The organism is Arthrobacter jinronghuae (genome assembly GCF_025244825.1).
GTDB lineage: Bacteria > Actinomycetota > Actinomycetes > Actinomycetales > Micrococcaceae > Arthrobacter_B > Arthrobacter_B jinronghuae.
In genome coordinates this window covers 2569138-2592715 of record NZ_CP104263.1, presented here as the reverse complement: position 1 = coordinate 2592715, position 23578 = coordinate 2569138, and the positions used below count along the sequence as shown (strand labels likewise).

Genomic DNA, 23578 nt, shown 5'->3' with positions numbered 1-23578 from the left:
CACCGGCGAAGATAGCCGTATGCGCGGAATCATACTCGCCGGCGGGACCGGATCCAGGCTTCACCCCATCACCCTAGGCATCAGCAAGCAGCTGGTGCCGGTCTACGACAAGCCGATGATTTACTATCCGCTGTCCACGCTGATCCTGGCCGGAATCCGCGACATCCTGATTATCACCACTCCGCATGACGCCGAGCAGTTCCAGCGCCTGCTCGGCGACGGATCCCAGTTCGGCGTGAACCTGACCTACGCCCGGCAGCCGGAACCGGACGGTCTGGCGCAGGCCTTCATTATCGGGGCGGAGCACATTGGCGACGACAGCGTGGCCCTCGTGCTGGGCGACAACATATTCTACGGCCAGGGAATGGGCACGCAGCTGCGGCGGTTTGCCGACGTCGACGGCGGCTCCATCTTCGGCTACTGGGTGGGCGATCCGCGGGCCTACGGTGTTGTGGAGTTCGACGCCGACGGCCGTGCGGTGTCCCTGGAGGAGAAGCCGGAGCAGCCGAAGAGCAGCTACGCCGTTCCGGGGCTTTACTTTTACGGTAACGACGTCGTCGATATAGCCAGGGAGCTGAAGCCGTCTCCGCGCGGTGAGCTGGAGATTACCGACATCAACAGGGTGTACCTGGAACAGCAGCGCCTGCACGTGGAAGTCCTGCCGCGGGGCACCGCGTGGCTGGATACCGGCACCTTCGATTCGCTCAATGACGCCTCCAACTTTGTCCGCACGGTCGAGAGCCGACAGGGCCTAAAAATCGGAGCACCCGAGGAGACCGCCTGGCGGATGGGTTTCCTCTCTGATGAAGGACTGCGTGTCCGTGCTGAGGCCCTCGTCAAGAGCGGCTACGGGCAGTATCTGCTGAACATACTCGACCAGGGTCGCTAAGAGGCCCAGCGCAGCTCTGAGCGTGACGCTTCGCCAGGCAGTAAACAGGAAGGGCCCGGATCGTCGATCCGGGCCCTTCCTGTTTACTGCCTGATCAGAGCCGGTCTCCGGCTGCGGGAGGGACCGGGTGCCCGGTACCGGTGCCGCTTTGTCCTGGGTCTTTCGGGGAACGGACTTCTCCCTGGAGCTGTTTGAGCGCCGTGTTCAGAATGGCTACTTCTTCGGCAAGGATACGCGTCTCGTCTTCGACGACGGAAAGCTCCCACGACAGGTGGAGGGCCACTCCTATCAACAGCACGATGCTCATGGCAAACAGCAGGTTGGAGGGAACCTGGACGCCGAGCCAGCCGGCCACGAGTGCCAGTAGCTGCGGCCACCCTGCAAGAATCAGCGACCCGCCTCCGACCAGGAGCCACAGAACCGCATACTTTTCCCGCAGCTTTTTGCGCCGGAGCATTTCCAGCACCAGCACAAACATGACAAGGGAGAAAACAAACGCAGCGAAAACAGCCATAATTATGCCTTATCTGACGGAACCTGGGACTTGCGGCGGGTAAGCGCAAGGAACAGGGCAAATACGGAACGAAGCAGGTATACAGCGGATTTTGCCGGGTTGTGGCTCGGGACGCCGCCCTGTCGAACCCTCATGGTCACGGGCACCTGGGCGACGGCGCATCCTGACCGGATGGCCACCACCAGGGAATCGATGGTGTCCCCGAGGTACTCTGCCGGATAATGGTCAATGTACTGGTTGATGGCCCGGACGTTTCCCGCCCGGAAACCGGAGGTCACGTCCGTCAGCTTGGTCTTGGCGAGTCGGGAAATCACGGCAGCCAGAAAGGACATGGCCCATTTGCGCGGGCCCGTAACCTTGTAGTCGCCCTCCTCGGCAAAACGTGCGCCGATGGAAATATCGGCGTGCTGCAGTCCCTGGACAACACGTTCGATGTCTCGCGGGTCGTGCTGGCCGTCGGAGTCGACCTGGATGACAGTCTGGTAGCCGTGGGTCTTGGCATACTTGAAGCCGGCGCGCATGGCGCCGCCGACGCCGAGATTGAACGGAAGCTTCAACACAGTGGCCCCGGCTTCACCTGCCAGACGTGCGGTGTCGTCGGACGAGCCGTCGTCGACCACCAATACGTCGTAGCCTTTGCCCTGGGCGAGGACTTCCCGGACGGTGTCCCCGACGGTCTCACCCTCGTTCCAGGCCGGCATGATCACGAGTACTCGGGGTGGTTCCGTCATGAACATGGAAGTGTCTCTGATTCCTTATCTTTGTTAGCGGCTTCTGGGTCCTGCGGGTGCCCGGAGGACTGTGCGCGGAGAGTCCGGAGGAGCAGCACCACTGCAACGGCGAGGGCCGCAGCATAAGCAACAGCCCATGTTATCCACCCGGCGGGCGGTTGCCAAAGCGGCCCCTGGAGCATCGGCAGCCAGTTTGCGTCTCTGGCGAGCCCCACGGTGTAGCGCCGGAGCACATACACGAACGCATACACCTGCGCACCGGCGGCGAGCCAGAAGAGCAGTGCCCTCAGTCGTGCAAAGAAGGGCGTACGGGACAGTTCAACGTCACGAAGGGCGTAGCCGCAGGCCAGGAGGAACGGCACCACGAGCGGCAGAATGTAGCGTCCCTGCCAGATATAGCCCACGTCCCCGATCACCGCGGACTGCATGACCGGGGGCAGAAGCACTATTGCCGCCAGAAGCAGTGCGGGGCCGGCGAGGCGGGAAGCCGGACGGACACAGGCAGCAGCCACCGCGAGGCCCACCATCAGGAAGCCCCAGAAAGCGTAGACACCGTTCGGGGCAGGCGTGTCCAGCCAACCGAACATGCCTATGTAGGCCGTGGCGTAGTCGAACGTGCGGTCAAGCATAGTGAGGAACGCCTGGCCCTTGCTGATCTGTTCGCCGCTTCCGGTCAGGCTTTGAAAGGTCTGGGCGGTCAGGAGCCACAAAAGTCCAACGGCGGAGCCGGCGGCACAGATGTACCCGGCCATGCGTACCCCGCGGTCTGCGAGCAGCATCTTGAGGTTGCCGGCACCGCCCAGCAGCACTGCGGCGATGACAGCCAGGGCCAGCCAGACCAGGGATACGGCACGGGTGTTGGCAAGAACTACGGCAGAAACGGTCAGCAGCACCAGGTAGGGGCGGATATTTTCCCGGTTCCTACTTCGCTCCATGACTGCCAACGTTGCGGTAAAGACCGCCGTGGTGGCCGCAATCTCAAGCGACTGCGGATTCAGGCCGCCGGTCAGGTAGAGCACCATCGGCGTGCAGGACACGGCAAACGCGGCCAGAGTGGTCCTGAAACGCCGAAGGGACAGGATCGAGGACACCGATGCCGCGGCGAAGAGCGATGTCAGGGCGACACTGATGAGCCGCATGGCATACCACGCTGTGTCTCCGGCAAGGACCAAAGAGGGCAGCCCGACAATCGAGTAGTAAAGGGGGTTGTAATTTCCCGCTGATGTTGTTAACTGAACATCGTTGGTCGCAGTACCGATTTCCGGAGTGCAGTCAGCGGTTACCTTGGGGGTGAAAGCAAAGCAAGGCGGCTTGGGGTAGTCCTGCAGGTACGCGGGTACGTCAACCACTGCTTCTTCGCCCTGCCCGCCGCTATCCTGGCCGTGCCACTGACCGTTGACGACTGCAGCCGCTTTGATGACATGTGCCAGCTCATCGGGATACGAGGACACAGGAGAAGCGAAGGACCAGATTGACCCTAGGGCGAAAAACAACCCGAAGGCTGCGGCAAACCCGCGAAAAGACCAGCGGTTTTGGAGCTTGGTAATGGGGGTTCGTCGTACGTCAGTTATGGCCATGGTGCTAACATCGTATCCGACCCTGCCCGTGCGCTATAGGAGCATTGGGCGTTCGGGTCCGCTACTGATCGTTCGGAACGAGGAACTCATTCCCCGCCGGCAGGTCCCGCCGTTAGCCCCAGGAGCTGAGTCCGTATATGTCCAATGACAAGGATCTTGGGCTACGCCCGCCCGTCTCACCGCATCCGGAGCCGTACCGCGGCAGGATAACCTCGCCCGCTTCCCGGCTACGGAACCTCATCCTCGGCCCGGCCGGCAGGTACCTGTTGGTCGGCGGGGTTTCCTTCGCCGTGGACTTTTTCCTGCTGGTCCTCCTGCACGAATACTTTGGTGTGGAGCTCTGGCTGGCCACGCCCATCGCCTTCCTCACCAGTTTTGCGGCCAACTATTTCCTGTCGCGTTTCTTCACTTTTGCCGGGTCCGGCGCCCGTGGAACCAGCTTCGTCAAATACGTGGCCCTGGTGCTCTTCAATACAGTTGCCGCCAGCCTGATAGTTTCCGGATTTGAGGCGGTAGGCAGCAGCTACATGCTTGGCAAAGTCGCATCGACGGCCATGATGACCGTCTGGAATTACTTTCTTTACAAACACTTTGTGTTCGCACAGAACAAGGCCCCCCGCGTCGCCTGAATCCGAGGAAATAAAGCAGAAGACCTCCCGGTCCGGCGGACTTGCCGCAGGGCCGGGAGGTCTCGTGCTTTTGGGACGCTCGCGGTGTTAGCTAGCCCGGAAGGCTACCGGTCGGGGTTGCTGTCCGGTAACCCTGTGCGGCCATCCCGGTGCCGCGGTACTCCCACAGCACTCCGTTTGCGACGCCGCCCAGACGGAACGCGCCTGACGCCGACGGCGAAGTGACGAGCAGCGGGGAATACGCGTTCCAGCCGGTGCCGACTGTTTCCATAACGCCGAGCAAGCCGGTCCCGCTGCCGCGGTACAGCAGCAACCGGCCGTCCGCTGTAGTGGCGAGGACGTCTGAACGGCCGTCGCCGTCATAATCACCGGGACCGAGGAGGGTGGTGAAACCATCCCACCCGCCTGAGCCGATCCGGGTACCGCTGCTGTAGCCCTCGTTGCGTCCTGAGACCGAACCGGTCCCGTAGTAGCGCCACAGATCGCCGGCACCGTCGCGTGCCAGCAGGTCAGGTTTGCCGTCGGAATTGAGATCACCGGCCCCGAGCACCTGCCGATAAGTGTTCCAGCCGCTGCCGACCTTAACCGCCCTGTCATAGCCCTCATCAGCGGAGGTGACCTTGCCGGTACCGGCGTAGAACCAGAGGCTGCCGTCCGGTTTGCGGGCCAGGAGGTCATTGCGGCGGTCGCCGTTGAAATCGCCTACGGCGGTGATTTCCTCGTAAATCTGCCAGCCGGAGCCGATGTTGCGGGCCGAACCGTAGCCTCCGGAGGACTTGCCCGGGTGGAACCACAAGAATCCGTCACGGGCCACGGTCAACAGATCCGGTGTGCCGTCGGAGTTGAAGTCCGCCGTGGGGACCACCAACCGGTCTGCAGCCCAGTTCACCGTGCCGACCCGTGCGGCCGGACCATATCCTTCCTGCGTGGAACCTGTGCCGGGATAGAACCAGATGCTGGAGTCCTGACGCTGGCCGATAAGGTCCGCCTTGCCGTCGCCGTTGAAATCGCTGCCTCCAAGGACCGTGGAGTAAATGTCCCAACCGGTACCGATGGAGAAGCCCGGGGCGAAGGAACCGCCGCCGTTGCCCGCACGGAGCCAAAGGTTGCCGTCGGAGCTGCGGGCCACCACATCCACCCGGCCGTCACCGTTGAAGTCCCGTGCTCCCACCAGTTCGGAGAAACGCCACCAATCGGAGCCTGCTCCAAAGGCCGGGCCATGCTGTCCGGTGCCGGTGCCCTGATAGAGCAGGGAGGAACCGTCCGCGCGGGTGGCCAGCAGATCGGTGCGCCCGTCACTGTTGGCATCGCCGACCCCGATCAGGCGGTTGAAGTCTCCCCATCCGCCGTTGCCGATCTGGACGGCGGGACGGTAGCCCTCGTTCCGGCTATCCACGACACCGGTGCCGGAGTAGCGGTAGAGGCTGCCGTTGACGTGGCGCGCGACGATGTCGTTGCGGCCGTCGCCGTCGTAGTCGCCCACGGCAACAAGGCTGTTGTAGACCTCCCAGCCGGAGCCGATCTGCCGCGGGGCGCCAAAGGATCCGTTGCCGGTGCCGGCATGGAACCACAAGGTGCCGTCCGCGCGCCGGGTCAGCAGGTCAGGCCTGCGGTCACCGTTGAAGTCCCCGGGACTGATAACCCGGCGGGTCCGGTCCGGTGCCGGTCCGCTCATCGCGAACCGGGCCAGGTCCGCAGTCGAACCGTTCCAGACATTGGAATCGCCCACAAAGGGGCCGGTGCTGCTGTACTGCCAGACGTTGTAAGTGCCCCAGCCTGCCGGCATAGGGCCGGCGCCTGTGGTGCTGTAGTTGGCTATGTGGAGCGGATGGTCCGCAAACGCTGAAGTGTTCCCCGTGCAGGTACTCCACCAGTCGGTGGTGGTGTAGATCATCGGGAGACGGCCGGTGCGGGCCTGGATGGTGTTGGAGAATTCCCGGATCCAGGAAACCATCTGCCCGGCTGACATGTTGTAGCAGGTGTTGCCGAGCTCAGGATAGGGGTTGTACTCAATATCCAGCAGCGGAGGCAGGGTGTTGCCGTCAGCGGACCAGCCGCCGCCGTTGTCCACGAAGAAGTTGGCCTCCGCCCGGGCGGACCCGGGGGTGGGGATAGCGAAGTGGTAGGCACCGCGTAGCATGCCGGTGTTCTTGGAACCGTTGTACTGCTGGCCGTAGAACGGATTCTTGTAATACGTCCCTTCGGTGGCCTTGACATAGGCGAAACGGCCGCCCTGGTTCCAGGCACGCTGCCAGTCAACGTTGCCCTGGTGGCTGCTGACGTCCAGACCTTGGATTCCCGCCGGCATCCACGTAGCTGCCGGGGAAAGGGAAGCTGCGCCGTTGGAACTGCCGGGGGAGGCCTGCGGCGTTTCCGCGGGGGTGGCGGTGGACGCCTCCGCTTCGTCGAGCTTGGCAGGGGTACCCAGATCAGGTACGTCCGCCGGTGTCTCCGGGTCGGCTTCCGCGTCCCGGCGCTCGCGGATTTCTTCGTCCGTGGGCACCTGCGGATCGCCGGTGGCCATCAGGCGTTCAAGGCCCTGACCCATCCGGGCGCCGAGTGGTCCTACGGCATCAGCCGGGGGATCTGCGGATTCCTCGGCCCTATCCTGAGCCGGATCGGCAGCCTTCTTCTCCGCCGTCGCGGCCGGCTGGGGGGCCGGAGCGGTGTCCTCGGCGCCGGGCTGCTCATGATCGGCTTCCTGAGCGCCAGGGTCTGCCTCAACGGGAGCGGGGCCGGTTTCTTCCGCTGTTGCGGGGGATGCGGGGATCTCGGGGGCTGCGGGTGTAGGCGGTCCGTCGGGGTCGGGCGTGGTGGTCAGGGCGGCAGCCGGCAGGCTACCGCACACCAGAGCACCGCCCAGAACCGCACCCCCCAGCCAGCGGAAGAGTGATTGTCTGTTCACGATATCTCCAGGGTGTTTCGCGCCCAGCGAACGGTGCCGGGTCAGAATGAAGACTATCCGACCGCCATAGCACCCACTGTGAGCAACGCCGCAAACTGCATGCCGCGGCGGGTACCTGTTTTGGGCGAATACCCCCGCAGCGGCGCCGAACAGGTAGCCCAGAGGGTGGTCAGCAGTGCCCAAACCGTGCCTGGGCGGGTTATCCACAAGGCAGCGAAACTACGCTCGCGCCCTGGCATCCGTGCCCTTACTGTGTGGCCCGTAGGCCCCGAGGAGGGCCGCAACCAGTCTCGTACCGGGCCATGGCCCGGTGATCGCGGGGGATGCCGATGGATGCAGCGCGGATAGTCGAAGACGAGGTACGCGAGCTCATCCGTGTGCGCGGGCTGGATCCGCAGGAACAGTCCGCGGAGGTTCGGCGGCTCGTGGATGCTGCCGTCTCCGACTACGACGAGCGCTCCCTGCTGGGGACCCTGCCGCCGCTGGGCCGGCCGGAATCCGTTCGCCGGCAGGTGTTCGACGCCGTAGCAGGCTTCGGTGCGCTCCAGCCGCTGCTGGATGATCCCACGGTCGAAGAAGTGTGGATCAACTCGCCCTCCGAGGTTTATCTCGCACGGGACGGCCGGTCCGAGCTGACTTCCCTGACGCTGACTTCCGAGCAGGTGCGGCTTCTGGTGGAACGGATGCTGAAGTCCTCCGGCCGGCGGCTTGATCTTTCCTCCCCGTTCGTAGACGCGGCCTTACCGGACGGGTCCCGTCTGCACGTTGCCATCCCCGACGTGACCAGGCGGCACTGGGCAGTGAATATCCGCAAGTTCGTGGCCCGTGCCCGCCGCCTTGATCACCTTGTGGAGCTGGGCACGCTGACTCCGGCAGCCGCCCGCTTTCTCGGCGCCGCCGTGGCTGCCGGGTTGAACATCCTCGTCTCCGGCGCCACGCAGGCGGGGAAAACCACCATGCTCAACTGTCTCGCTGCGTCTATCGGACCGAGGGAACGGGTGGTTACGGTCGAGGAAATCTTCGAACTCCAGCTCCCACTGCGGGATGTGGTGGGGCTGCAGTGCCGTCAGCCGAACCTGGAGGGACAGGGCGAAATCCCGCTGCGCAGGCTCGTGAAGGAAGCATTGCGGATGCGCCCCGACCGGCTGATCGTGGGGGAGGTCCGTGAAGCGGAGAGCCTGGACATGCTGATTGCGCTTAACGCGGGTTTGCCCGGCATGTGCACCATCCACGCGAACAGTGCACGGGACGCGGTAACCAAGCTGTGCACGCTGCCCCTGCTGGCGGGAAACAATATTTCCAGTGCCTTCGTGGTTCCAACGGTGGCCTCCTGTATCGACCTGGTGGTTCACTGCTCCAGAACCGGTACAGGACGACGCGAGGTCACCGAAATCCTGGCCCTGGGACGGCGGGTGGAAGGCGGGATCATCGAGTCGTCCCCGGTATTCGGTCCGGTGGACGGCAAGCTGGCCGTGACGGCTTCGGCCATGCCGTCGGCCGACAAGTTCGCCTCTGCCGGCGTGAACATCGCCGCCTTGCTCGGGGCGGCAGCATGAGCGCCGCAGCGGGGTTGACCTTGGGCATGGGATTGTTGCTGCTGTGGCAGTCCTGCTGGATCCCGGCAGCCCATACCCCGTCCCGGCGCCGTCGAACCGGATACCTGGACGATCTGCTGCGGCAGGCCGGCATCGAACGGGTCAGGGCTGCCGGACTCCTCGCGGCTTGTGCTGTCACGGGCGTTTTTGTCCTTCTCCTGTTTTTCATCCTGACGCTGTCGTTACCCATCGCAGCCTGCTTCGCGCTTTTCGGGGCGGGGCTGCCTTACGCGTTGGTGCGGATGCAGGCACGCCGCAGGAGGGCCTCGCTGGCGGAACTGTGGCCCGACGTCGTCGACCACCTGCGCTCCGCAATCCGTGCTGGCCTGTCGCTTCCGGAGGCACTCATCCAATTGGCCGGGAACGGCCCGGAGGAGCTGCGGGGATACTTCCGGACATTTGCCGCCGACTATCGGTCCGGCGGCAACTTCGAGGATTCGCTGACCCGGCTCAAGGACAACCTGGCGGATCCGGTGGCGGACCGCATCATTGAAGCCCTGCGGATAACCCGCCAGGTGGGCGGCACCGATCTGGGCCGGCTCCTCGGCACGCTGGCCGGTTTTCTGCGCGAGAATGCGCGGACCCGGAGCGAGCTGCTGGCCCGGCAGTCCTGGACCGTCAACGCGGCGAGGCTGGCCGTGGCCGCTCCCTGGGCGGTGTTGCTGCTGCTGGCGGCGCGCCCGGAGACAGCTGCAGCCTACAACTCCGCTGCCGGCGCGACGGTCCTGGTCGCGGGAATCGGCATCTCCGTCCTTTGCTACCGGCTGATGCTGCGGATAGGCGCCCTGCCCGAAGATGTGCGGGTACTGCGGTGACGCCCGGGATAGCCGCAGCGGTACTGGCTGGAGCCCTGATGGGCACTGGACTGCTGCTGGTCCTGCACCGGCTGCCGCTGCTGCGGCAGAGTACATTCGCTGCTCGGGTGGAACCACAGCTGCGTTCGGTGCGCCCCGCGTCGGGGCTCCTGCTATCCGCCCCGGACATCACGCCTTTCGGCCCGCTGGAGCGGATCCTGCGTCCGTTGCTCCACGACGCCGTACGCCGGATGGCCCGGTTCTCTCCGGCCAACCGGGCCCTCGGGCTGCGGCTGCAGCAGGCCGGCGGGAACAAGTCCGTTTCGGATTACCGGGCAGAGCAGGTCTTGTTTGCCGGTTCCGGGTTCCTGGCCGGGGGAGCAGTGGGCGCCCTTCTCATCGGCAGCGGTCGCATGGGACTTGTCTCGGTGGCCTTGGGTACGTGTGCCTGTGCCGTTACGGGATTCCTGCTGCGGGATTACCTGCTGACCCGGCAGATTGAACGGCGCAACAGCCGCATCCTGGCGGAATTCCCCAGCCTGGCGGAAATGATGGCGCTAGCCGTCAGCGCCGGGGAAAGCGCCGTCGGAGCGCTGGAACGCGTTTCCGCCGCTGCGCAGGGTGAATTGGCGGACGAGTTCAACCGTGTCCTTGCCCTGACCCGCTCAGGACACCCGCTCACCACAGCCCTGCAGGAGTTCTCCGACCGGATCCGCCTGGCGCCGTTGACCCGGTTCGTCGACGGAGTCACCGTTGCCGTCGACCGCGGAACACCACTGGCGGATGTTATGCGTGCACAGGCGCAGGACGTACGGGACGGTGCGAAGCGGGACCTGATGGAGACCGCAGGCAAAAAGGAAATAGCCATGATGGTGCCCGTGGTTTTTGGAATCCTCCCGTTGACCGTGCTGTTTGCGGTGTTCCCGGGCCTGGCACTGCTGCGGTTGGGGCTGTGAGGCAGGAGAAGGAACCAGGAGGAGTACCAGTGAAACCGGGAGCAAAGCAAAGGGGAAGCATGTCGAGGGGATGGAGATGAGATGACCAGTAGTAAGGCGAACAGGCGCGGGGACGGCACACGGACCGCGGGCCGAAGATGGAAAGCAGCGCTCGCCGTGGTGGCGGGATGGTGCTTTCGGCTGGTGCGGCAGTTCCAGGCGGCAGCGCACCCAAGGGATCCGGAGCGTGGAGATGTACCCGGGTGGGTGATGATTACCCTCATGTCCGCGATCCTCGTGGCCGGACTGCTGCTCCTGGTGCAGCCGGCCCTCGAGCGGCTGTTTGAATCCGCAATAGAACAGGTGCAGCCATAAACCGGTGGCAGGGTCGCCGGGGATGCGGCCGGACGTGCCGGTCCGGTGCTGCCGGCCGCGGTCCCGAACGGGAACGGGGGTCCGCCGTCGTCGACTTCGTGATGGTGGGAGCGCTGGTGAGCCTGGTGTTTATGGCTGTGGTGCAGTTGGCGCTGGTGCTGCACGTTCGCAACACCCTGATCGACGCCGCAGCCACGGGCGCGCGCTACGGCACCCTGGCAGACCGCACCCCGGCGGACGGCGTGGCGCGCACGGCCGCCGTAATCGGCAACTCACTCGGCGAGGAATATGCCGGGGACGTGAGCTACTCAGAGCAGACCGTGGACGGCGCACGCCTGTTGGAGATCACGGTGCGGGCGCCGCTGCCGGTCATCGGTTTCATCGGGCCCGGTGACGGAATCGAGGTCAAGGGGCATGCGGCGAGGCGGTGAGGGAGGAACCCGGCAAGCGGGGAAGCCCCGGCAGGTACCGGATGAAGGCGGCAGCGCCGTCGTCGAGTTCATTTTCCTGGGTCTGATCCTGCTGGTGCCTGTGGTGTATCTGGTGGTTACCGTTGGCCAGATCCAGGGGGCGTCCTTCGCGGTGGTCGGTGCGGCCGACGCCGCCGCCAAGGTCTATGCCGCAGCACCCGACACTGTGGTTGGTGAACAGCAGGCGGCGGATGCGGCGGAACTCGCGCTGAGCGACTTCGGGCTGCAGGCCGACGGCATGCTGATGGACATCAGCTGCTCCGAGGTATGTCTGGCGCCCGGGTCGACCGTCACTGTCAGCGTCCGGTTTGCCGTGCCGCTTCCCGGGCTTCCGTGGACCGACGGGTCCCCGGTAGTGGTGGATTCCCAGTCCACGCAGGTTGTGGAGCGCTTCGGATGAGCCGGGGGTTACGGAAAGGACCGCCGGTCGGGCAGCGGGATGACGGGGAGCGGGGGCAGGTCGGGGTACTCATCATCGGGTACTGCGTGCTGGCGCTGCTGACCGTCACAGTGGTGATGGCGGCGTCGTCCGTCTATCTCGGGCAGAAGAAGCTGCTCTCAGCCGCTGACGGTGCAGCGGTGGCCGCGGCCGACACGTTCTCGCTGGGTGAGGCCGCCGCAGGGGCGGGTCCGGCGGCGGTGCTGGAAGCCGACGCCGTCCGCCGCGCCGCCCGCAGTTATCTTGCCGAAACGGGTGCGGAGGAACGGTTCACGGAGCTTGCGGTAACGGAAGAGACCGGCACGGCGGACGGCCGGACGGCACGTGTGGTGCTGGCGGCGCGGGTCCATCCGCCGATCGTGAATTTCCTGGTGCCGGACGGAATCCCCGTCACCGCGGTGAGTGAGGCGCGGGCCCGGCTGCTGCAGTAAAAAGCTACGAAGCCTTCCGCTGCTCCTGCGCCTCGCGGACCGGCCAGTGCCTCCAGTCCGTTCCCTTACCCGGGCGGGCGCCGCTGACTACTGAGTCCCCGCATCCGGCACCGCGGGAGCGCTACCCGACTTTCCACTGGCGCGCGTATTTACTCTCGTCAACACCCTCCCGCGACCCTAATCTGACGCGGCAGCCATAAACCGACTGCACCATTCGCGCGGGGGAGACGACATGTCCGGTCAGTCCCGTGCCTACACGAAGGACCGCCGGTGGATGCAGTAGGGGTAGTCGAGGGCGAGGCCCGGGAGCTGATCCGCGTGCGCGGGGAGAAAATCGATATCACAGTACTAGTACCGGCACACAACGAGGAGGAAACCATAGGGCAAACCATTGAGTCTCTTCTCGCGCAGACCCGGCTGCCGGACCGGATCGTCATCATCGCCAATGGATGCACTGATCACACGGTGGACGTAGCAAAGAAGTACCCCGTAATCGTCATGGACCTGCCCCGCCTAAAACACCGCAAGTCCGAGGCCATGAACAGGGGGTGGAATTTGTATGGCCGTGACTCCGATCTTGTGGTGTCCATGGACGCAGACACTGTGCTTGTCCCCAATGCCATTGAAGACTGGGAGAAGGAATCATGGAAGCGTCTCTTCGGGGGATCGACTTCCAAATTCACCATCCGGCAGCCCGGTTTGTGGTGCAGACTGCAGAAATCCGAATACGCCTACAACATCCAACAGGGGCTGAACCAGGGGTGGACCAATGTCCTGGCAGGCGCCGGGTCTGCGTTCTCCGGTACGGCCCTGAGGGAGATTGCCGCCAGGGACGACAGGGAAGGGCCGTGGTCGTACGAAAGTGCTGTGGAGGACTACGAGCTGACCTACCGACTTCGGGAAGCGGGATACAAGACCTATGTATCCACCACCATCAGGGCATATACGGACGGGATGAAGAACCTGAAGTCCCTGTGGGGGCAGCGCATGAAGTGGCAGGCAGGTACCCTTCAGGATCTGCTTCGCTTCGGAGTCAACCGCCTGACCATAAGGGACTGGCTTAGCCAGATGCTCAATCTGCTCGGACCCACAATCCGGGCGCTCTGGGTGATGGTAATTTCCCTGGCGCTATACCTGGATTCCTTGACATTAGCTTGGTGGGGACTGCTGGTGCCCTTACTGTTCGTAGCCATCAACCTCAAGACTGCCGTTCGCGTCCCGTATAAGGACAAGTGGGACATCCTTCTCGTCGTTTTTATAGTCCCTATTGAGCTCCTGGCCTGCGTACGCGGCGGATGGATTCTCGCTTCCTGGGGAGAGATCATCCGCAAAAAGATCACCCGCAAAGATCGTGACTTGTGGGCTGCGCAGTACAAAGCAGAGGGGGTGGGATGATGCTGGGAGTAAGTCTGGCTTCCGGTCTCGTTGCCGGGCTCGCCGCAACCGGGTTGGAGATAGGATCGATGGTCCTGTTTGTCCTAGGCGGGATATTCGTTGCAGTAGGTCTGTTCACGCTGCTGAAGAGGAACTCGTCCAACCGGCCCTAGGTGCGGGCCCGGCTGCTGCAGTGAAATCCTACGAAGCCTTCCGCTGCTCCTGCGCCTCACGGACCGGACCGTGGCCCCAGCCGCCGTGGTCCACGTCCAGGATCCGGCCGTCCTCGCCGTAGCAAATGGTCACCGGCTCGCCGAACTGTTCGCAGTCGCCGTCGGGGCACCTGTCTTTCATGTTGCCCACGTACTCGTTGGAGAAGTGCTGCTCCCACTCGTCCACTTTCCCCATGGCCCAGGGGTCGCCCTGCTCGGCAAGGTCGTTGAGTTCGTCCAGGGTGTACATGCGTCCGCGCTCGGGATGGGTCAAGAGAGGCTCCTTCGAAAGGGCGTACATTCCATATCCGTTCCCTTAATCTAACGCCGCCCACGGACACCGCCGTGCGCATCCGCCCCGGCGCGTCCCGGCGCGTCCCGGAGCCGGCGCGTCCCGGCACGACGGCGGCGGGCGGCGGCGCAGGGACATGGCGTAGTCTGTAAGCACCATGGCAGAAATAGATTTTCCCGCAGAAATCCGCGCCCTCCGCTCCACTTTCGCCTCCATTGAAGAGGTCTCGGACGTGGCAAAGATCAAAGAGGACATCGAAGAGCTGAGCGAGATGGCCGGCGTCCCCGATCTTTGGGACGACCCCTCCGAGGCGCAGAAGATCACCTCCAAGCTCTCGCACCGCCAGTCGGAGCTGGAACGCCTTCAGACCATCGAATCCCGCATCGATGATCTCGAGGTCCTGGTGGAACTGGCCCAGGACGAGGCCGACGCGGATTCCAAGGCAGAGGCCGTGACGGAACTGGAGTCCCTCCGCAGGTCCCTGTCCCAGCTGGAAGTCGTCACCCTGCTTTCCGGTGAATACGACGAACGTGAAGCCGTGGTGACCATCCGTTCCGGTGCCGGGGGAGTGGATGCAGCCGACTTCGCCGAGATGCTGCTGCGTATGTACCTGCGCTGGGCCGAACGGCACGGATACCCCACCACCGTCCTGGATACCTCCTACGCCGAAGAGGCCGGCCTGAAATCCGCCACCTTCGAGGTCAAGGCGCCCTACGCCTACGGCACCCTGGTAGTGGAGGCCGGCACGCACCGTCTGGTCCGCATCAGCCCGTTCGACAACCAGGGCCGCCGGCAGACCTCGTTTGCCGCGGTCGAGGTCATTCCGCTGATCGCGCCCACGGACCACATCGACATTCCGGACAACGAAATCCGCGTGGACGTCTTCCGCTCCTCCGGTCCGGGCGGCCAGTCCGTGAACACCACCGACTCCGCCGTCCGGCTCACGCACCTTCCCACCGGCACGGTCGTCTCCATGCAGAACGAAAAGTCGCAGCTGCAGAACCGCGCCGCCGCCATGCGCGTGCTCCAGTCCCGCCTGCTGCTGTTGAAAAAGGAGCAGGAGGACGCCGAGAAGAAGGCCTTTGCCGGCGACGTCAAGGCTTCCTGGGGCGACCAGATGCGCTCCTACGTGCTCAACCCGTACCAGATGGTCAAGGACCTCCGTACAGAGCACGAGGTAGGCAACACCTCCGCGGTGTTCGACGGCGAAATTGACGACTTCATCGACGCTGGCATCCGCTGGCGTGCGAACGGCAGCGTTTCCGCCCGCAAATAGGCCGCTCCTGCGGTCGCTGCCTGCAGGCAGGTGGTTCGGCTAGAAGCCGAGCCCTTTCCGCAGCGGCAGGACCAGGGTCCGGGCGAAGGTATTGGTGATGTGGTTGTCCCGGTAGGCCAGGACATTGCCGACTACGGCAGGGCATCGCTGGTCATCGCAGAAATAGTCCGTCAGGTCCACCTGCCGGCTGTTGTTCAGCCGCATGGCTGCCTCGACCAGGGGGTCGGTCGCTCCGATTGCGTCGGGGCGCTGAACATTGCAGTCGTCGATGCTGTCTTTTTCCAGCACACAGTCGGGGACGCTAAACGTCGGATAGGGGATGTCTGCGATGACGCCGATGTGGATGCCGGCCTGCTCCAGCGGCTCCAACACCTCCAGATAACCGTCCACGGCACTGCGCGGGGAATCCCAGGTCCAGCCAAGCGCATGATCGTAGCTGGCCGGCCGCATGGCCGACGTGACTACGAGTTCGGGTTCGATCTCGAGGATGTCCTTCACGGTCTCAAGGTTCTGGGAAGGGCAGAGAGCGTAGGTATAGGTGTCGCTGTGCAACGGCTCGGCATTGAACGGGCATCCGTTGCGGGTGAGGACGTAAAGCCGGTACCCGCCGTCCCGGGCAATGGCGTCGAGGGGAGCCATGAATTGGGCAGCATGGGAATCCCCTACCAGGACTATTGCTTTGGCTCCGCCGGGGTCACCGAACATACACTCGGCGTAGGGTGTTTCCGCCGGATCGTAGACAGTGCAGGCCTCATCCAGCGATGGCATGTCGGCCATGGCCGCCGCAGGTGCCGGGCGCAGCGGCTGGCCTTCCGGCACTGCTGCGGGGTTGCTGGAATCGAACGCTGTGGCGCCTGGGTAGGAACCGGAATCGTACTCTTTGGTCAGGTTGTTGATTTTCTGCTGGACAACCCCATACGGGACGGCGGCAACTGCTACCGGAACTGCGATCAGGACCGCTGCCAGTGCATACACGGGCCGGTGCGTCACCCTCTCAGCGCCGTGGCGGCCCACGGAGCCGGCTTTCCCCTGGAACCGGCGGAACGGCTTCTCGATAAACCGGGTGGACAGTGCGGCCAGAAGAACGCTTGTGGAGATGATGGCGGCACCGGCAACCAGGTCAGGGCCGTGCCCGAGAATATGGACGGTGAAGACGGTGACCGGCCAATGCCACAGATACAGGGAGTAGGAGATGTCGCCTAGATAGGTGACCGGGCGAAGGGACTGCCACCAGACGGACGAAATCCACGGTACGGCAGCATCAGCGGCCCTGCCTGCAAGGATGCACAGCGCAGCTCCAGCCGTGGGAACGAGTGCCACCCAGCCGGGAAAAGGCATCGCGGTGGAGAGACCGATGGCTCCCGCGCTGATCAGTACAATCCCGGCCCACCCGCTGGCGATGGATAGGCGCAGCTGCACGCTTCGTCCCGCGGTCGCGAGGGCCAGGATCCCGCCCAGACCGAGTTCCCAGATTCGGGTAGTGGTAAAGAAATAGGCAAGATCGGGGGCCGACATCGAGAACTGGACCGAGTGGATGAAGGACAACACGGAGATACCGCAGATGACTGCCAGTGCGGCAGCAGGTATGCCGGCGCGGAGCCCCATGGCACGGACCGCGGCAGCAGCGCCGAGCAGGAGCACGGGAACCACAAGATAGAACTGTTCCTCCACAGAGAGGGACCAGTAATGCTGCAGCGGAGATACAGCGGCTGTCGCACCCGCGTAGCTGGTGGTGCTGAAGGCCTGGTTCCAGTTTTGGACATTCAAGCTGGCGGCCGCGGCATCCCGGCCAACGCCCTGCCAGCGCCCCTCCGGGAAGAGCAGCACTGTTGCGCCCAGGGTCGAGAGCACAACCGTTGCAGCTGCGGGAAGTAGCCGGCGGATCCGCCGGGCGTAAAAGGGCGCCAACGCGATAGTGGACGTGGAGCGCAGTTCCCGCACCAGGGAACCGACAATCAGGTAGCCGGAAATAACAAAGAAAACGTCCACGCCGATAAAGCCCCCCGGCAGTGCCTCAGGCCAGACATGGTAAAGAAGCACCAGTACGACGGCGAGGGCCCGCAGCCCTTGGACGTCGCGGCGGAAACCGGGGTGGGTGCCGCTGCTGCGAAGGACCCGGCGTCCGCGGCGGGACGCGCGGGTATCCGTCGATGTACGCGGGGAACGCCGAATATCCGCAAGGGCGACGGCATCGGGGGACAGTCCGGCGGAATCTGTGGGCACCGCAGGACTGTACCGCATCTTCACCCTGTGGACGCGGTGTGCAGTCCGACACGCGCTGTTAGGTTGTGGCTCACTGCGTCGGAAGCTGGCTATAGTCGAGAGGCCGGTGCCCATACCCCGAACCAAGGCCCGTGTCTCCGGCCGCTTCATGGGCACTAAGTAGCGATGATCACTTTCGACAATGTCACCAAGCTGTATGACCGGAACTCCCGGCCTGCGCTCAACTCGGTCAGCCTCGACGTGGACCGCGGCGAGTTCGTGTTCCTCGTGGGCGCTTCCGGCTCCGGCAAATCGACGTTTATCCGGCTGATCATGAAAGAGGAGCACGCCACCAAGGGCACGGTCTACGTGGCCGGCGCCAACGTGGCAAAGATCCCGAGCTGGCGGGTGCCCCGGCTGCGCCGGGGGATAGGCGTGGTCTTCCAGGATTTCCGCCTGCTGCCCAACAAGACGGTCTTTGCGAACGTTGCCTTTGCCATGCAGGTGATCGGCCGCAGCCGTGCCGTTATCCGTGACTCGGTGCCCGAAGTCCTCAAGACCGTAGGGCTGGAGGGCAAGGACAACCGCATGCCCCACGAACTCTCAGGCGGCGAGCAGCAGCGCGTCGCTATCGCGAGGGCCATCGTCAACAAGCCGGGCATTTTGCTCGCCGACGAACCCACCGGAAACCTGGACCCCACCACGTCGCTGGGCATTATGAAGGTGTTGGACCGGGTGAACCAGAACGGCACCACGGTGGTGATGGCTACGCACGACGACGACATCGTCAACGCGATGCGCAAGCGCGTGGTGGAACTGCGCAACGGCAAGATCATCCGCGACGAGCATGAGGGCATCTACCTGGGCGAACCCGAAGCGGCACGGGAACCGGACGGCGGATCAGCCGTGCCGGATGTGCCGGGCCGCAGCGGGAGCGGGGTGGCTGAATGAGGCTCGCATTTGTCCTGGGCGAGATCGGTTCAGGTCTGCGCCGGAACCTGTCCATGGTTGTCTCCGTAGTCCTCGTGACCTTCGTGTCGCTGACGTTTGTGGGGGCGGCAGGGCTGCTGCAGCTGCAGATCGGCCAGATGAAGGGCTACTGGTACGACCGCGTCCAGGTTGCCGTCTACCTGTGCACCGAGAATGACACGTCCGCATCCTGTGCCTCCGGCGCCGTCACCGACGAACAGCGGGAGGCCATCGAGGCGGACCTGCAGTCGGACCGCTACGTGGAGACGGTCGAGTATGAAGACCAGGAGACCGCGCTGACGCACTTCCGCGAGCAGTTCGCCAACTCGCCGATCGTGGACAGCATCACCGCCGAGATGCTGCCCGAGTCCTTCCGCGTGAGCCTGGTGGATCCGGAAAAGTACGAGGTCATCAACGAGGCGTTCTCTTCCAAGCCGGGAGTCGAGTCGGTCAGTGACCAGCGTGAACTGTTCGAAAAGATGTTTACGTACCTGAACCTTGCGTCGGTTGCCGCACTGGCCATTGCCGGCGTCATGCTGGTCTGCGCCATCCTGCTGATTGCCACCACCATCCGGCTTTCGGCGTTCAGCCGACGACGGGAGACGGGCATCATGCGCCTGGTCGGCGCATCCAAGGCCGTCATCCAGCTGCCGTTCGTGCTGGAAGGCGTGATCGCCGCCGTCATCGGCGCGGTTCTGGCTTCAGCGGCACTCTTGGCCACCGCGCACTTCTTCATCGGAAACCTTGCCCGGCAGTACCCAACCACGGCCTTTATTTCCTCGGAACAGGTCCTGTACCTGACACCTGTCCTACTTGTTCTCGGGGCGCTGTTGGCGGGAGTATCCTCGCTGTTGACACTCCGCCGGTACCTGAAGGTCTAGAGTCATGAGCACTGGGAATGGAATGTGGAAGATCATGGAGAGTCTCGCTAATGGATAATGCTGTGCCTAAACGGATCGGACGTGCGCCCGCGTCACGGGCCCTGGCGGCGGTTGTCGCCTTCCTGACGCTGACGCTCTCCGTTGCCTTCAGCAGTGCGGCAAATGCAGACGACCTCGAGGACCGCAAGGCCGCCATCGAAGCCGAAAAGCAGAAAGTCCAGCAGGACTATGAGTACCTCGGCGAAGATATTGCCGAGACGGTGGCCAAGCTCAATATCTACAAGGGCCAGCTCCCCGCCGCGCAGCAGCAGCTCGCGGATGCCGAGGGACGCGTCGACAGCGCCGCCGGCAAGGTGAGCGCCCTGAACGAACGCGTTGCCCTCGCCCAGAACACCCACGAAACCATCACGGCGCAGATCGAGAAGGACCGTGAGGACATTGCGGCCACCGAAAAGGCCATCGGACAGATTGCGTCCCAGGCCTACAAAAACGGCGGTGTTCCCTCCACGCTCTCACTGATGTTCGGCGCCAAGGGTGCGGACAGCCTCACCGATTCGCTCGGCATGGCGGAACAGGCGCTCAAGGGCCAGAACGCCGCAGTGGAAAAGCTGTCCCAGCAGAACGCCAACAACGTGAACTCCGAGGCCAGGCTGTCAGCCGTGGCCGAAGAGATCAGCAAGCTCAAGGCCCAGGCGGAAGAAGCGCTCAAGGCCGAGCAGTCGGCGCGTGACGCGGCAGCCGCGGAAAAGCAGAAGGTGGACGACCTGGTTGCCCAGACCACGGCAATGAACCAGGAACTTGAGGCGCAGAAACCCAAGCTCCAGTCCCAGATGGCCAGCCTGGAAAAGGAAAGCGCCCAGGTAACCGCGGACATCGCGGAGAAGCAGCGGATCCAGCTCGAGGAACACCGGAAACGCGAACAGGCCCGCATTGACGAAGCCAACCGCGCAGCGGCCGAAGAAGCAGCCCGGAACAACCGCCCCGCCCCGCCGGCCCAGACCGTGCCGCAGCCGGGAAGCCCGTCCTCCTTTGGGCTCCGCCATCCGGTAATCGGTTCTCCGGTTTCGTCCGGCTTTGGCTGGCGCGGCACCCCGGAGGGGACAATTGATTTCTTCGGCAACGGCGGTTACCTGCACTCAGGCATCGATTTTGCCGCGAACTGCGGAACCCCGGTCTATGCTCCGGCCGCCGGCCATGTCTGGCGGGCCGACCAAGGCCAGGGCGAAATGATCGGGACAGGCAACCGGATTGTCCTCAATCACGGTGTGGTGAAGGGCAACGCCTTGGCCACCAACTACTACCACCTCAGCGGCTTCACGGTGTCCGTCAATCAGTGGGTGGAGCAGGGCCAGCTGATCGGATACGTGGGGAACACCGGAAACTCGCAGGGGTGCCACCTGCACTTCGAGACCGTGCTGAACGGCAATCTCGTGGACCCGATGGGCCTGCTCTAGGCCTACAATGGAGCTTTCGCTAAAACCTACTAAGGAGTTGCCCCGTGCCTAAGGAAAGTGGCCGTAAGGTAGTGGCCACCAATCGCAAGGCCCGGCACGATTACGAAATCCTCGACACCTACGAGGCCGGCATGGTTTTGATGGGGACCGAGGTGAAGTCGCTGCGTGAGGGCAGGGCCTCATTGGTGGACGGGTTTGCCACGTTCTACAACAACGAGCTCTGGCTCGAAGCCGCCTATATTCCGGAGTACCTCAACGGCAGCTGGACCAACCACTCCGCGCGGCGCCGGCGCAAGCTGCTCCTGCACCGCGAGCAGCTGGAAAAGATTATGCGCAAGACCAGTGAATCGGGTTTTACCATCGTGCCGCTGCAGCTGTACTTCCTGGACGGACGGGCCAAGGTGGAGATCGCCGTCGCCCGCGGTAAGCGGGAGTACGACAAGCGCCAAACCCTGCGCGAGAAGCAGGACAACCGTGAAGCACTCCGCGCGATGCGCGACAAGAACCGCGGCGCATGAGCGGAACGTTCTGGGAACCGCAGGCAGACGCGGATGAGGAAGCCGCCGCCCGCAAGCCGGTCTGGACATGGATCGTTACAGCTGTCGACCTGCTGATTGTCCTGGCGGTGCTGCCGGTAGTCATTCTGGTAGTGGTTCCGTTCTTTGCGGCGTACTACCTCTACCTTGCACAGGTGCTGGTATGGCTCGCTCCGGTGCTGGTCCTGGCGAACATCGCGTTGTTTGCCTGGGCCTTCCGGAGCAAGGCACCGGGCATGACCGCGCTGAGCATCCTCTCGGTCCTCTTCGTGCTCGTCTCGTGGATCCTCCTGACGGTCTGGGGTTCCCCCGTAGTGGTCTTCGGCATCCGGTTCTAAGCCGTTCCTGAAAACCTGCGGTACAATGAATGTTCCGGCTTCGGTCGGATTGGTAACTCAATAAGGGGATGACCGGTTTCGACGATGTTTTGTTGAGACAGGGGAAGCGGGCCGAGGATACAGGGTTATCTCGTAAACGATCTCTGTAAACCAATAAGTGCCGAATCAAAGCGCACTGACTTCGCTCTTGCTGCCTAAGCAGTAAGGCATAGTCCGTCAGCCCGGGGACGCTCTCGCCCCGGTGCCTGGCGTCATTTAGAGGGCCACTGCTGAACACCTTCGCCGTTGGGGTGTTCGGGACTTTTAGACGGCTGGGTCCGGATCAGCCACTTGTCTGCGTGATGGCTGGGACCGAGAAAATCCGCTGCAGACTGCGCCCGGAGAAGCCCTGACAAAGCGACATCGGACGGGGGTTCGATTCCCCCCATCTCCACTGAGAAATCTCCACCCAAAGCGGGGAGCGCCCTGGTGCGTTCCCCGCTTTGCTGGTTTAACCCAGGACGCACGCCGGAGAGTTGTTTCTCACACCCGCGCGGTTTACGCGGTTGCGGGGCCTCTTCCCGTCCGGCGGGGCAAGGTGCATTGGTAAACTTTGTCATAGGCAGTACCCGCGCCGGCAGGACCCGGAGCGGGCGATATAACCGGTCGGAAGACCTTGTAGGAGACGCACCACTTTATGCAAAGCCCGGCACTCGAATCCCAGCATGACGACCTTTGGAACCGACGCTATGAGCCCAATGTCGCTGAGGTGAACCAGCTTTGCGACTCCCTGGCTGAAATGAAACCGGGAAGCCAGGTGCCCTACATCGATCCCATGCACGATATCGGGGAATGCCGGATCGTCAGCCTGTTCTCCAACATAGGCACTGCGCATGAGTCGGGATTCATCACGGCCGGTGACAATGAGGCGGTGGCACGGCTGCTGGGCGTTCACTGGCAGGCCGGACTGCGGCCGGAGTTCGTTATGCCGTGGAACGCCTACCCCTGGCATGTGCCGGGCGAACCCAACGGCAAGCTGAGCAAGGAACAGGTCCAGGAAGGGCTGCGGCCGCTGCTGCGCTTCCTTGCCCTGGTGCCCCGCGCCTCCGTCATCGTGGCCCACGGCACCGAGGCCCAGCGCCTCGCCGCGCTGTTCCTCAAGACCGAGAACCGGATGATCTACCGCCGCAGCATCAAGGTCTACAAGGCACGCTCGCTTTCCGGGCGTTCCTTCGGCGCCACCGCGGAACGTCAGCAGGAGGCGCTGGACGATATGCGCGCTGCCTACACCGATGCTATGGCCCGCACCGGGCTGACCGCAGCGCGCTAGGCGCCTAGCCGGCAGGCTCGGCCGGGGCGTCCACAACCCCGATGAAGCGGGAGCCCACTCCCGGGTACTCAGTGCGGACTGCTCCGGCTGGCAGCTCGGGGAGCTCCCGAACCCGGTGGTCTTCGCACGCTATGAACGTGAACTCCGGCCACCACTTCTTGGGGCGGGCAGCTTCCGTGTATCCGCAGACGGTGCAGGTCAACTGCACCCATACCGGCCGCTTTCCGGTCCGGTTGGCCCTGGACTGGATCAGCCATCCGGGAGGGTCAGCCTGCATCCGTGCAAGCTCGGCGTCATCCATGTGCGCGGGAATACCGTGGCGGATGGCCATTTCAAGCGGAATATCAAGGATCTGGGCGGCCTGGCGTCGAGTAGTCATCAGTTAAACGATACGCGTTGAAGCATCGGCGCATGCACCGCGGGGCGGCGGCCGCCTGGCCGCCGCCCCGCC

At 63.9% G+C, this 23578-nt stretch carries 24 protein-coding genes and 1 other RNA gene; 18 read left to right on the top strand and 7 right to left on the bottom strand.

Features of this window, described 5'->3' with window-relative positions:
- Nucleotides 1–19: 19 nt before the first annotated feature.
- Nucleotides 20–889 (top strand): glucose-1-phosphate thymidylyltransferase RfbA, encoded by an 870-nt coding sequence (rfbA, locus tag N2K98_RS12160; RefSeq protein WP_255797191.1) that lies wholly within the window; start codon nucleotides 20–22, stop codon nucleotides 887–889.
- A gap of 94 nt (nucleotides 890–983) precedes the next feature.
- Here rfbA and N2K98_RS12155 read toward each other — a convergent pair whose 3' ends face one another.
- The 3 genes from N2K98_RS12155 to N2K98_RS12145 are packed head-to-tail and all read right to left on the bottom strand — an operon-like array spanning nucleotide 984 to nucleotide 3711.
- Nucleotides 984–1403, bottom strand: coding sequence for a DUF2304 domain-containing protein (locus N2K98_RS12155; RefSeq protein WP_255797192.1), 420 nt, complete (start codon nucleotides 1401–1403; stop codon nucleotides 984–986).
- Nucleotides 1404–1405: 2 nt separating this feature from the next.
- Nucleotides 1406–2140: a glycosyltransferase family 2 protein gene (locus N2K98_RS12150; protein ID WP_370646375.1), complete on the bottom strand. Its 735-nt coding sequence runs from the start codon at nucleotides 2138–2140 to the stop codon at nucleotides 1406–1408.
- Nucleotides 2131–3711, bottom strand: coding sequence for a DUF2142 domain-containing protein (locus N2K98_RS12145; RefSeq protein WP_255865150.1), 1581 nt, complete (start codon nucleotides 3709–3711; stop codon nucleotides 2131–2133). The genes N2K98_RS12150 and N2K98_RS12145 overlap by 10 nt, the downstream gene beginning before the upstream one ends.
- Nucleotides 3712–3848: 137 nt before the next feature.
- Here N2K98_RS12145 and N2K98_RS12140 point away from each other — a divergent pair, with 137 nt between their 5' ends.
- Nucleotides 3849–4340: a GtrA family protein gene (locus N2K98_RS12140; protein ID WP_255865151.1), complete on the top strand. Its 492-nt coding sequence runs from the start codon at nucleotides 3849–3851 to the stop codon at nucleotides 4338–4340.
- Between the two features lie 91 nt (nucleotides 4341–4431).
- Here the strand turns inward: N2K98_RS12140 and N2K98_RS12135 are convergent, their stop codons facing one another.
- Nucleotides 4432–7245, bottom strand: coding sequence for a GH25 family lysozyme (locus N2K98_RS12135; RefSeq protein ID WP_255865152.1), 2814 nt, complete (start codon nucleotides 7243–7245; stop codon nucleotides 4432–4434).
- 329 nt (nucleotides 7246–7574) lie between these two features.
- Between N2K98_RS12135 and N2K98_RS12130 the strand changes: the two genes are divergently transcribed.
- The 8 genes from N2K98_RS12130 (at nucleotide 7575) to N2K98_RS12095 (ending at nucleotide 13679) form a co-directional block, all read left to right on the top strand.
- The gene (locus N2K98_RS12130) at nucleotides 7575–8801 is read left to right on the top strand and encodes a CpaF family protein (protein ID WP_255797197.1); all 1227 of its coding nucleotides are present in this window, start codon (nucleotides 7575–7577) and stop codon (nucleotides 8799–8801) included.
- On the top strand, nucleotides 8798–9655 hold the full coding sequence (locus tag N2K98_RS12125) for a type II secretion system F family protein (RefSeq protein ID WP_255797198.1): 858 nt from the start codon (nucleotides 8798–8800) through the stop codon (nucleotides 9653–9655). The genes N2K98_RS12130 and N2K98_RS12125 overlap by 4 nt, the downstream gene beginning before the upstream one ends.
- A 38-nt stretch (nucleotides 9656–9693) precedes the next feature.
- On the top strand, nucleotides 9694–10590 hold the full coding sequence (locus tag N2K98_RS12120; RefSeq protein ID WP_255797199.1) for a type II secretion system F family protein: 897 nt from the start codon (nucleotides 9694–9696) through the stop codon (nucleotides 10588–10590).
- 81 nt (nucleotides 10591–10671) lie between these two features.
- Complete coding sequence (locus tag N2K98_RS12115) at nucleotides 10672–10944, top strand: hypothetical protein (protein WP_257794403.1); 273 nt, start codon at nucleotides 10672–10674, stop codon at nucleotides 10942–10944.
- Nucleotides 10941–11375, top strand: a complete 435-nt coding sequence (locus N2K98_RS12110; protein ID WP_370646377.1) for a TadE/TadG family type IV pilus assembly protein — start codon at nucleotides 10941–10943, stop codon at nucleotides 11373–11375. The genes N2K98_RS12115 and N2K98_RS12110 overlap by 4 nt, the downstream gene beginning before the upstream one ends.
- Nucleotides 11359–11814, top strand: coding sequence for a hypothetical protein (locus N2K98_RS12105; RefSeq protein WP_255797200.1), 456 nt, complete (start codon nucleotides 11359–11361; stop codon nucleotides 11812–11814). Before N2K98_RS12110 ends, N2K98_RS12105 begins: the two co-directional genes overlap by 17 nt.
- Nucleotides 11811–12284: a pilus assembly protein TadG-related protein gene (locus N2K98_RS12100; protein ID WP_255797201.1), complete on the top strand. Its 474-nt coding sequence runs from the start codon at nucleotides 11811–11813 to the stop codon at nucleotides 12282–12284. The genes N2K98_RS12105 and N2K98_RS12100 overlap by 4 nt, the downstream gene beginning before the upstream one ends.
- Nucleotides 12285–12554: 270 nt before the next feature.
- Nucleotides 12555–13679: a glycosyltransferase gene (locus N2K98_RS12095; RefSeq protein WP_255865153.1), complete on the top strand. Its 1125-nt coding sequence runs from the start codon at nucleotides 12555–12557 to the stop codon at nucleotides 13677–13679.
- 180 nt (nucleotides 13680–13859) lie between these two features.
- Here the strand turns inward: N2K98_RS12095 and N2K98_RS12090 are convergent, their stop codons facing one another.
- Nucleotides 13860–14144 (bottom strand): hypothetical protein, encoded by a 285-nt coding sequence (locus N2K98_RS12090; RefSeq protein ID WP_255865154.1) that lies wholly within the window; start codon nucleotides 14142–14144, stop codon nucleotides 13860–13862.
- Nucleotides 14145–14319: 175 nt separating this feature from the next.
- Here N2K98_RS12090 and prfB point away from each other — a divergent pair, with 175 nt between their 5' ends.
- Nucleotides 14320–15438 (top strand): peptide chain release factor 2, encoded by a 1119-nt coding sequence (prfB, locus tag N2K98_RS12085; protein ID WP_255797204.1) that lies wholly within the window; start codon nucleotides 14320–14322, stop codon nucleotides 15436–15438.
- Between the two features lie 39 nt (nucleotides 15439–15477).
- On the opposite strand, the gene N2K98_RS12080 is transcribed toward prfB, so the two are convergent.
- Nucleotides 15478–17661: an acyltransferase family protein gene (locus N2K98_RS12080; protein WP_255865156.1), complete on the bottom strand. Its 2184-nt coding sequence runs from the start codon at nucleotides 17659–17661 to the stop codon at nucleotides 15478–15480.
- A 165-nt stretch (nucleotides 17662–17826) separates the two neighbouring features.
- On the opposite strand from N2K98_RS12080, the gene ftsE reads away from it, so the two are divergent.
- The 7 genes from ftsE to N2K98_RS12045 all read left to right on the top strand — a co-directional run bounded on the left by ftsE (nucleotide 17827) and on the right by N2K98_RS12045 (nucleotide 23127).
- On the top strand, nucleotides 17827–18591 hold the full coding sequence (gene ftsE, locus N2K98_RS12075) for a cell division ATP-binding protein FtsE (protein WP_255797206.1): 765 nt from the start codon (nucleotides 17827–17829) through the stop codon (nucleotides 18589–18591).
- Nucleotides 18588–19490, top strand: a complete 903-nt coding sequence (ftsX, locus tag N2K98_RS12070; RefSeq protein WP_255797207.1) for a permease-like cell division protein FtsX — start codon at nucleotides 18588–18590, stop codon at nucleotides 19488–19490. Before ftsE ends, ftsX begins: the two co-directional genes overlap by 4 nt.
- Nucleotides 19491–19540: 50 nt before the next feature.
- A complete protein-coding gene (locus tag N2K98_RS12065; protein WP_260553702.1) occupies nucleotides 19541–20944 on the top strand; it encodes a M23 family metallopeptidase in 1404 nt (467 codons plus the stop codon).
- Nucleotides 20945–20988: 44 nt separating this feature from the next.
- Nucleotides 20989–21462, top strand: coding sequence for an SsrA-binding protein SmpB (gene smpB, locus N2K98_RS12060; RefSeq protein WP_229949615.1), 474 nt, complete (start codon nucleotides 20989–20991; stop codon nucleotides 21460–21462).
- The gene (locus tag N2K98_RS12055; protein WP_255865158.1) at nucleotides 21459–21818 is read left to right on the top strand and encodes a hypothetical protein; all 360 of its coding nucleotides are present in this window, start codon (nucleotides 21459–21461) and stop codon (nucleotides 21816–21818) included. The genes smpB and N2K98_RS12055 overlap by 4 nt, the downstream gene beginning before the upstream one ends.
- 64 nt (nucleotides 21819–21882) lie before the next feature.
- Nucleotides 21883–22254, top strand: a transfer-messenger RNA (tmRNA) gene (gene ssrA, locus N2K98_RS12050).
- A 240-nt stretch (nucleotides 22255–22494) separates the two neighbouring features.
- Nucleotides 22495–23127, top strand: a complete 633-nt coding sequence (locus N2K98_RS12045; RefSeq protein ID WP_227918328.1) for a uracil-DNA glycosylase family protein — start codon at nucleotides 22495–22497, stop codon at nucleotides 23125–23127.
- 4 nt (nucleotides 23128–23131) lie between these two features.
- On the opposite strand, the gene N2K98_RS12040 is transcribed toward N2K98_RS12045, so the two are convergent.
- On the bottom strand, nucleotides 23132–23506 hold the full coding sequence (locus N2K98_RS12040; RefSeq protein WP_255797210.1) for a hypothetical protein: 375 nt from the start codon (nucleotides 23504–23506) through the stop codon (nucleotides 23132–23134).
- Between the last annotated feature and the right edge of the window lie 72 nt (nucleotides 23507–23578).